This is a genomic window from Actinotalea sp. JY-7885, assembly GCF_014525465.1.
In the GTDB taxonomy this organism is placed as follows: Bacteria; Actinomycetota; Actinomycetes; order Actinomycetales; family Cellulomonadaceae; genus Actinotalea.
The window spans coordinates 1-8,686 of the sequence record NZ_JACEXH010000139.1 but is presented as its reverse complement, the minus strand read 5'-3'; the positions used below and the strand labels follow the sequence as shown (position 1 = coordinate 8,686).

The window sequence follows — 8,686 nt, the reverse complement described above, 5'->3', positions numbered from 1 at the left end:
CGGGACGGCCGTGGGGTCGGCCGCGGCGGCGCGGGCGAGCGCGGGTGACCACGCGGCCCGGACGGGCGACGCGTCGACGCTCGCGTCGGGCGCGGGGAGGAGGACGTCGCACGAGCCGCGGTCCGGGCGGACGACGCGGGCGACCGGCCCGTCGTCGGGACGAGAGGCGGGCGTGGCAGGGGTGGTGGGCGGCGGAGCAGCGGACAACGGAGTGACCCTTCGAGGGGCCGCGCCGGTCAGCGGCGCGGTCGTGCGGGAGGTACGGGCACGGGGACGACGACGACGTCGGTCATGGCGTGCACCTCCTTCCAGGGGTCCGTGGGCGCCGGCCGGGCGCCCGGGGGCGGCGCGCCGGGTGGCGCGGCCGCACCGCACCGACGCTAGCCCGCGGTGACGGCGCCGGGCACGCGAAATAGTGGACCGGACACGGCGGTGCGGCCGTGGGGGCCGGTGCGCCGGGCGGAGGGTGTGCGCGGTGCGGGCCGGGCGTGCGGCGCGGCGGGGGTGTGGTGTCGGTGGGGCGGGGGACAATGGTGCCGTGAGCCTCTACCGCGACGAGGCGATCGTGCTGCGCGCCCAGAAGCTGGGCGAGGCCGACCGCATCGTGACCCTCCTGACCCGCCACCACGGCAAGGTGCGCGCGGTCGCGAAGGGCGTGCGGCGCACCTCGTCCCGGTTCGGGTCGCGGGTCGAGCCGTTCATGGTGGTCGACGCCCAGCTCTACACGGGTCGCAACCTCGACATCGTCACGCAGGTCGAGACGCTGGGGCCCTACGCCCGTGCCGTCTGCGCGGACTACGCGCTGTACACGGCGGGCACGGCCATGCTCGAGACGGCCGAGCGCCTCGTCGAGGCGGAACGCGAGCCCGCCACGCAGCAGTACCTGCTGCTCGTCGCCGCCACGCGGTCGCTCGCGGAGCGGGCGCACGCGCCGGGCCTCGTCCTGGACTCCTACCTGCTGCGGTCGCTCGCGATCGCCGGCTGGGCGCCGTCGTTCACCGACTGCGCGCGGTGCGGCGCCCCGGGTCCGCACCGGGCGTTCGCCGTCGGTTCGGGCGGTGCGGTGTGCGGTGCGTGCCGTCCGCCGGGCGCCGCCTCGCCGGCGCCCGAGACGTTCCGCCTCCTCGCCGCCCTGCTCACGGGGGAGTGGGCCGAGGCCGACGCGAGCGCGGACCGGGACCGGCGCGAGGCGAGCGGGCTGGTCGCGGCCTTCCTGCAGTTCCACCTCGAGCGCGGGCTGCGCTCGCTGCGCATGGTCGAGCGCGTCTGATGGCGCGTGAGCGCGCGAGCACCCGCGGCCGGCGTGACCGCGAGGTGCAGGCCCCGCCGCCGCACCCCTCGGGGGCGCGCCCGCCCGCGATCCCGGCGCAGTTCGTGCCGAAGCACGTGGCGATCGTCATGGACGGCAACGGGCGCTGGGCGAACGAGCGCGGCCTGCCCCGCACCGAGGGCCACGCGGCGGGCGAGGCGGCGCTGCTCGACGTCGTCGCGGGCGCCATCGAGATCGGCGTCACCCACATCTCCGCCTACGCGTTCTCGACCGAGAACTGGAAGCGCTCGCCGGAGGAGGTGCGCTTCCTCATGGGCTTCAACCGCGACGTGCTGCGCCGCCGCCGCGACACGATGGACTCCTGGGGCGTGCGGGTGCGCTGGGCGGGCCGGCGCCCGCGCCTGTGGCGCTCGGTGATCACCGAGCTCGAGACGGCCGAGGAGGTCACGCGCGGCAACGACGTGTGCACGCTGACCATGTGCGTCAACTACGGCGGCCGCGCCGAGGTCGCCGATGCCGCCAGGGCGATCGCGCGCGAGGTCGCCGCCGGGCGCCTGGACCCCGAGCGCGTCGACGAGCGCACGGTCGCGCGCTACCTCGACGAGCCGGAGCTGCCCGACGTCGACCTCTTCCTGCGTACGTCGGGGGAGCAGCGGACGTCGAACTTCATGATCTGGCAGGCCGCGTACGCGGAGATGGTCTTCCTCGACGAGTACTGGCCCGACGTCGACCGCCGCCACCTGTGGCGCGCCGTCGAGACGTACGCGCGCCGCGACCGCCGCTACGGCGGCGCCGTGGACCGGGCGGCGGCGACCGACGCGCCCTGAGCCGCACCCGCGGCGTGCCGGGTCGCGGGGCGCTCGGCCTCAGGCGTCCTGGACCACGGTGACCGTCTCGGCGCCGGCCGCCGCGCGTCGGCGCCGTCGGGCGATGAACGCGGCGACCACGCCCGCCAGGAGGCACACGACCGCGGCGAGCGCCCACGGCGAGCGTGTGCCGAGCTCGACCGCGCCCGCGACGGCCGCCATCCCGCCGCCCGCCCACACCAGCGCCCAGGCCAGGTAGCCGGGGAACGCCCACAGGGTGTACCGCGGCCACGCCAGCCGCAGCACGCCCGCCGACAGGTGCACCGCGCTCTGCAGGCCGACCGTGAGGAAGGACAGGGGCACGACCGGCATGCCCCAGCGCTCGATGAGGCGGGTCGCCCGCTCGATCTGCGGGTTCTCCAGCCGGTGCGCCCACCGCGAGCGCAGGACGCCCGCGGTGATCCCGCGGCCCACCCAGTAGGTCGCCTGGGACCGGACGGCCGCACCGCCGACGAAGAAGAGGTAGACCGGCAGGAACGGCCAGCCCTCGAGCCACTCAGGCACCGTCGGCCCCCGCGCCCACCTCGGCGACCGCACCGCTCGTCCCCGCCCGGGCGCACCCGGTGCACGTCCCGAAGAGCTCGATCGTGTGCTCGATGTCGCTGAACCCGTGCGACGCGCCGACCCGGGCGGCCCAGGACTCGACGGTCGGCCCGTCGATCTCGACGGTCGTCCGGCAGGTGCGGCACACGAGGTGGTGGTGGTGCTCCCGCCGGGCGCACCGGCGGTAGAGCGACTCGCCGTCGGCGCTGCGCAGCACGTCGACCTCGCCGACGTCGGCGAGGTTCTGCAGCGTGCGGTAGACCGTCGCGAGGCCGATGCCCTCGCCCCGCCCGCGGAGCTGCTCGTGCAGCTGCTGGGCGCTGCGGAACTCGTCGACGTCGGCGAGCAGGTCGGCGACGGCGGAGCGCTGGCGGGTCATCCGCTGCATCAGCGGCCACCTCCCAGGGTGAGCTGGACGTCGTCGTCCTGGACGGGGTGGGGGTCGTGAGCGGCGCGCGTGTCGCCGCCGCGCAGGCGCGCGAGCGCCGGACGCGCGATCGACGTCGCGGCGTAGAGCCCGATCGCGAGGACGACGATCGTGGCGCCGGGGGAGACGTCGTTCCAGTAGGTGATGGCCAGGCCGCCGACGCAGACCACGGCGCCGATGACCATGGCGAGCGTCATCGTGCGCCGGAAGGACGCGGTGACGAGCTGCGCGACCGCGACCGGGACGATCATCAGCGCGCTGACGAGCAGCAGCCCGACGACGCGCATCGCGAGCGTCACCGTGAGCGCCGCGATGACGGCGATCGCGAGGTTGAGCGCCCGCACGGGCAGGCCCGCCGCGCGCGCGAACTCCTCGTCGTGGCTCACCGCGAACAGGGCGGTCCGCAGCCCGACGCCGATGACCAGCACCAGCACGGTCAGGACGACGGTCAGGCCGAGGTCGGCCCAGGAGACCGTCGAGATGGAGCCGAACAGGTACCCCATGAGGTTGGCGCTCGTGCCCCCGGCCTGGGAGATGAGCAGCACGCCGCCGGCGATGCCGCCGTAGAAGAGGAGCGCGAGGGCCACGTCGCCCGTCGTGCGGCCACGCTCGCGGACCAGCTCGATGAGGATCGCGCCGACGAGCGCGGCGACGACGGCGCCCGGGATCGCGAGCGAGTCGGGCGCGAGGCCCGTGAGCGAGCCCACGAGCCAGCCGAGGGCGACGCCGGTGAGGGCGACGTGGCCGATGCCGTCGCCGAGCAGCGCGAGCTTGCGCTGCACGAGGTAGGTGCCGATGACGGGTGCCGTGACGCCGACCAGGAGCGCGGCCAGCAGGGCGCGCTGCATCAGCGGGTCGGTCACCAGGGACACGAGCTCGCTCCAGGCGGTCACTGGTCCCACCCCACCCTCGGTGCGATCCCCACGGCGAGGTCCTCCGGCGTCCCGTGCGGGTGCACGTGGTCGTGGTCCGCGCCGGCGTGCTCGGCCGACGGGGCGGGCGGTGCGCCGTCGTGCACGACGGAGCCGTGCCGCAGCACGACGGCGCGCCGGACGAGCGGTGCGAGGGCGCCGAGCTCGTGCAGCACCACCAGGACGGTCGTGCCGGCCGCGGCGAGGGCCGTGAGCGCGGCGGCGAAGGCGCGCTGGCTCGGCAGGTCCACGCCCGCGACGGGCTCGTCGAGCAGCAGCAGGTCCGGGCGGCGCACGAGGGCGCGCGCGATGAGCACGCGCTGCTGCTGGCCGCCCGAGAGCTCGCGCACCGGCCGCTCCGCGACGGCGGCGAGGCCGACCTGGTCCAGTGCCTCCAGCGCGCGCCGGTGCGCGTCCCGCGGCGGGCGCAGGCGGCGGGCGTGCAGCGTGCCGGACGTCACGACCTCCGCCGCGGTGGCCGGGACGCCGGTCGCGGCCGAGACCCGCTGCGGGACGTACCCGATGCGCTCCCACTCGACGCCGCGGCCGAGGGGCCGGCCGAGGAGCTCGATGCGCCCGCGGTCGACCGGCACCACGCCGACGAGCGCCTTGACGAGCGTGGACTTGCCGGACCCGTTGGCGCCGAGCAGGCCGACGACCTCACCGTCCTCGACCGTGAGGTCGACGTGGTGGATGATCGGCGCGCCGCCGAGGGTCACGTGCACGCCCGTCGCGCGGACCGCGGCGCTCATCGGCGGGCCTCGCACCCGACGGGGCGGGGTCGCGGGGTCAGGCGCACGCGAGCGCCTCCCGCAGGACCTGCAGGTTGCGCTCCATGGCGCCACGGTAGTCCGTGTCCTGGTCGGCCTGGCTCTCGATCGGGTCGAGCACCGCGGTCTGGACGCCCAGGTCGCCCGCGAGCGCCTCGGCGACGTCCGGGCTCACGAGCGTCTCGGTGAAGACGGTCGTGACGTCGTGCTCCTGGGCGAGCTCGCGGACCTCGCGCAGGCGCGCGGGCGACGGCTCCGCCTCCGGGTCGAGGCCGGAGATCCCGACCTGCTCGAGCCCGTAGCGCTCCGCGAGGTAGCCGAACGCGGCGTGGGAGGTGACGATCACGTCGCGCTCGCAGGACGCCAGGCCCTCGGCGAGCTCGGCGTCCAGGTCGAGGAGGTCGGCCTCGAGCGCGGCCGCCGCGTCCTCGTAGTCGGCGGCGTGCTCGGGATCGGCGTCGGCCAGGGCCTGTGCGACGTCGCCCGCGACGGCGGCGAGCAGGGTGGGGTCGAGCCAGAAGTGCGGGTCGGCGCCGTCGTGCGCGTGACCGTCGTCGCCGTGGTCCTCGCCGTGGTCGTCCTCGTCGTGCTGCGCGGCGTGTGCCGCGATCTGCGGGACGTCGGCCGCGTCGACCACGTGCTCCGGGTCGCGTGCCTCCACGGCCTCGTCGACGGCCGCCTGGAAGCCGCCCAGCAGGACGACGACGTCGGCCTCCCCGACGGCGCGGACCTGCCGGGGCGAGAGCTCCAGGTCGTGCGGCTCGGCACCGGGCGGCGTCAGCGGCTCGACGCGCACGTGGTCGCCGCCGACCTGCTCCGCGACGTACTGGAGCGGGTAGATCGAGGCGAGCACGAGGACGCGGTCGTCCTCGGCCTGCGGCCCGGCGCACCCGCCGAGCAGGAGCGCGGCGGCCGCGGCGAGCGCGGCGGGGCGACGAGAGGACATGACAACCATTCTCAAGACGACTGAGAACGGTTGTCAAACGCGCGGGTGCGCTGCGGTCCGGGGTGGGCCGCGCGCGCCTACCGGCCGATTCGGTGCCGCGGTGGGGGCGACGCCGGTAACCTGGGGAGCGCCCGGCCGTCGGCCGTGGCGCGCACCCGACGATGTCCGTGCCCGCACGCGCACGCCGTGCGCGAGCACAGCACGGACCCGCTGAATCCTGGAGCTGATGTGGCACCCACGTCCCGCCTCGACGCCGTCACGAACCTCGCCAAGCGGCGCGGCTTCGTCTTCCCGGCCGGAGAGATCTACGGCGGTACGCGGTCGGCCTGGGACTACGGGCCCCTGGGCGTCGAGCTCAAGGAGAACATCAAGAAGCAGTGGTGGCGGGCCATGGTCACCAGCCGTGAGGACATCGTCGGCCTGGACTCCTCGGTGATCCTGCCGCGTCAGGTCTGGGTCGCGTCCGGCCACGTCGGCGTCTTCACGGACCCGCTCACCGAGTGCCTCTCGTGCCACAAGCGGTTCCGCGAGGACCAGATGCTCGAGGAGTTCGAGGAGAAGAAGGGCCGCGCCGCCGAGAACGGCCTGGCCGACATCGCGTGCCCGAGCTGCGGCACGCGCGGCAGGTGGACCGAGCCGCGCGACTTCAACATGATGCTCAAGACCTACCTCGGCCCCGTCGAGGACGAGTCCGGCCTGCACTACCTGCGGCCCGAGACCGCCCAGGGCATCTTCGTGAACTTCGCCAACGTCATGACGACGTCGCGCAAGAAGCCGCCGTTCGGCATCGGCCAGATCGGCAAGTCGTTCCGCAACGAGATCACGCCGGGCAACTTCATCTTCCGCACGCGCGAGTTCGAGCAGATGGAGATGGAGTTCTTCGTCGAGCCCGGCACCGACGCCGAGTGGCACCAGTACTGGATCGACACCCGGACGGACTGGTACGTCGGCCTGGGCATCTCGCGCGACAACCTGCGGCTCTACGAGCACCCGAAGGAGAAGCTCTCCCACTACTCGACCCGCACCGTGGACATCGAGTACCGGTTCGGCTTCCAGGGCAGCGAGTGGGGCGAGCTCGAGGGCATCGCGAACCGCACGGACTTCGACCTGCGGACGCACTCCGAGCACTCCGGGCAGGACCTCTCGTACTTCGACCAGACCAAGAACGAGCGCTGGGTGCCGTACGTCATCGAGCCCGCGGCCGGCCTGACGCGGTCCCTCATGGCGTTCCTCGTCGAGGCGTACGCCGAGGACGAGGCGCCCAACGCCAAGGGTGGCGTCGACAAGCGCACGGTCCTGCGCCTGGACCCGCGGCTCGCCCCGGTCAAGGCCGCGGTCCTGCCGCTCTCGCGCCACGAGGACCTCTCGCCCGTCGCGAAGGCGCTGGCGACCGAGCTGCGCGCGGCCTGGAACGTCGACTTCGACGACGCCGGGGCGATTGGCCGCCGCTACCGCCGCCAGGACGAGATCGGCACGCCGTTCTGCATCACCGTCGACTTCGACTCGCTGCAGGACCAGGCCGTGACCATCCGCTCGCGCGACACGATGGCGCAGGAGCGCGTCAGCCTCGACAAGGTCTCGGCGTACCTCGCGCCGCAGCTGCTGGGCAGCTGACGGGGGCGTTGTGAGCGTGCCGAGCGGATCCGCGACCCCCGGCCCGCCCTCCGGGGCCGTGCCGGGGGTCCGGCCGCTGCGCATCGGACCGATCACTGTCGACGTCCCGGTCGTCCTCGCGCCCATGGCCGGGGTGACGAACCGCGCGTTCCGGCGGCTGTGCCGTGAGCACGGCGCCGGGCTGTACGTCGCGGAGATGGTCACCTCGCGGGCCCTGGTCGAGCGCACGCCCGAGTCGCTGCGGATCATCCGCCACGACCCGGACGAGCGCCCCCGCTCGGTCCAGGTGTACGGCGTCGAGCCGACGACGGTCGGCGCGGCGGTCCGGATGCTCGTCGAGGAGGACCGCGCCGACCACGTCGACCTCAACTTCGGCTGCCCGGTCCCGAAGGTGACCCGGCGCGGCGGCGGCGCGGTGCTGCCGTGGAAGCGGGACCTGTTCGCGGCGATCGTCCGGGCCGCCGTGGGCGCCGCGGCGCCGCACGGCGTGCCCGTGACGGTCAAGATGCGCAAGGGCATCGACGAGGACCACCTGACGTACCTCGAGGCCGGCCTCACGGCCCAGGACGCCGGCGTCGCCGCCGTCGCCCTGCACGCGCGCACGGCCGCCGACTACTACTCCGGCACGGCCGACTGGTCCGCGATCGCGCGCCTGAAGGAGGCGGTCACGGACATCCCGGTGCTCGGCAACGGCGACATCTGGTCCGCCGAGGACGCGCTGACGATGATGCGCGAGACCGGGTGCGACGGCGTCGTCGTGGGGCGTGGCTGCCAGGGTCGGCCGTGGCTGTTCGCCGACCTCGCCGCCGCGATGCGCGGGTCCGACGTCCGCGTCCGGCCCGGCCTGCGGGAGGTCGCCGGCGTCGTGCGGCGGCACGCCGAGCTCATGGTCGAGGAGTTCGGTGACGAGTCCAAGGCGCTGCGCGAGCTGCGCAAGCACATGGCCTGGTACCTCAAGGGGTACGCGGTCGGCGGGCCCCTGCGCGCCGAGCTGGCCCTGGTCGAGTCCCTGGCCCACCTCGACGAGCTCCTCGGGCGCCTCGACCTCGACCAGCCGTATCCCGGCGTCGGCGCGGAGGGGCAGCGCGGCCGCGCCGGCTCGCCGAAGCGTCCGCACCTGCCGGAGGGCTGGCTCGACTCCCGCGACCTCAGCGACGCGTTCCGGCGCTCGCTGCAGGAGGCCGAGCTGAGCGTCTCGGGCGGCTGACCCGGGGGTCGGGTCTACGCTCACCGGATGGGCCGGCCGCACGGGCCCGACCGCCCGCGTGACCTCGTCGACGTCGAGCTCGAGGACGCCGACCGGGAGGTCGCGCGCCCCGCGCGGGCCGCGCGCCGCCCG

Annotated in this window: 10 protein-coding genes; 4 read left to right on the top strand and 6 right to left on the bottom strand. The window is 75.0% G+C overall.

Going from position 1 to position 8,686, the window contains the following annotated elements; genetic code table 11:
• Window positions 1-207: hypothetical protein (locus IDM29_RS17010; protein ID WP_223148278.1), on the bottom strand; the 207-nt coding region annotated here is incomplete at its 3' end.
• 331 nt (window positions 208-538) lie between these two features.
• Between IDM29_RS17010 and recO the strand changes: the two genes are divergently transcribed.
• Window positions 539-1,270, top strand: coding sequence for a DNA repair protein RecO (gene recO / locus IDM29_RS12400; RefSeq protein WP_182111480.1), 732 nt, complete (start codon window positions 539-541; stop codon window positions 1,268-1,270).
• A complete protein-coding gene (locus IDM29_RS12395; RefSeq protein ID WP_188037579.1) occupies window positions 1,270-2,097 on the top strand; it encodes an isoprenyl transferase in 828 nt (275 codons plus the stop codon). Before recO ends, IDM29_RS12395 begins: the two co-directional genes overlap by 1 nt.
• 39 nt (window positions 2,098-2,136) lie before the next feature.
• On the opposite strand, the gene IDM29_RS12390 is transcribed toward IDM29_RS12395, so the two are convergent.
• The 5 genes from IDM29_RS12390 to IDM29_RS12370 are packed head-to-tail and all read right to left on the bottom strand — an operon-like array spanning window position 2,137 to window position 5,733.
• Window positions 2,137-2,640 (bottom strand): DedA family protein, encoded by a 504-nt coding sequence (locus IDM29_RS12390; protein ID WP_188037578.1) that lies wholly within the window; start codon window positions 2,638-2,640, stop codon window positions 2,137-2,139.
• Window positions 2,633-3,067 carry a Fur family transcriptional regulator gene (locus tag IDM29_RS12385; protein WP_188037577.1) on the bottom strand — a complete coding sequence of 145 codons (435 nt, stop codon included), beginning with the start codon at window positions 3,065-3,067 and terminating at the stop codon, window positions 2,633-2,635. Before IDM29_RS12385 ends, IDM29_RS12390 begins: the two co-directional genes overlap by 8 nt.
• The gene (locus IDM29_RS12380) at window positions 3,067-3,999 is read right to left on the bottom strand and encodes a metal ABC transporter permease (RefSeq protein ID WP_370525727.1); all 933 of its coding nucleotides are present in this window, start codon (window positions 3,997-3,999) and stop codon (window positions 3,067-3,069) included. The genes IDM29_RS12385 and IDM29_RS12380 overlap by 1 nt, the downstream gene beginning before the upstream one ends.
• Window positions 3,996-4,769, bottom strand: coding sequence for a metal ABC transporter ATP-binding protein (locus IDM29_RS12375; RefSeq protein ID WP_182111476.1), 774 nt, complete (start codon window positions 4,767-4,769; stop codon window positions 3,996-3,998). Before IDM29_RS12375 ends, IDM29_RS12380 begins: the two co-directional genes overlap by 4 nt.
• 37 nt (window positions 4,770-4,806) lie before the next feature.
• Entirely contained in the window at window positions 4,807-5,733 is a 927-nt protein-coding gene (locus IDM29_RS12370; RefSeq protein WP_223148277.1) for a metal ABC transporter substrate-binding protein, read from the bottom strand.
• Window positions 5,734-5,961: 228 nt separating this feature from the next.
• On the opposite strand from IDM29_RS12370, the gene IDM29_RS12365 reads away from it, so the two are divergent.
• Together IDM29_RS12365 and dusB are read left to right on the top strand one after the other, a co-directional pair.
• On the top strand, window positions 5,962-7,347 hold the full coding sequence (locus IDM29_RS12365; RefSeq protein WP_182111475.1) for a glycine--tRNA ligase: 1,386 nt from the start codon (window positions 5,962-5,964) through the stop codon (window positions 7,345-7,347).
• A gap of 16 nt (window positions 7,348-7,363) precedes the next feature.
• Window positions 7,364-8,554: a tRNA dihydrouridine synthase DusB gene (dusB, locus tag IDM29_RS12360; RefSeq protein WP_309232729.1), complete on the top strand. Its 1,191-nt coding sequence runs from the start codon at window positions 7,364-7,366 to the stop codon at window positions 8,552-8,554.
• Window positions 8,555-8,686: the final 132 nt, after the last annotated feature.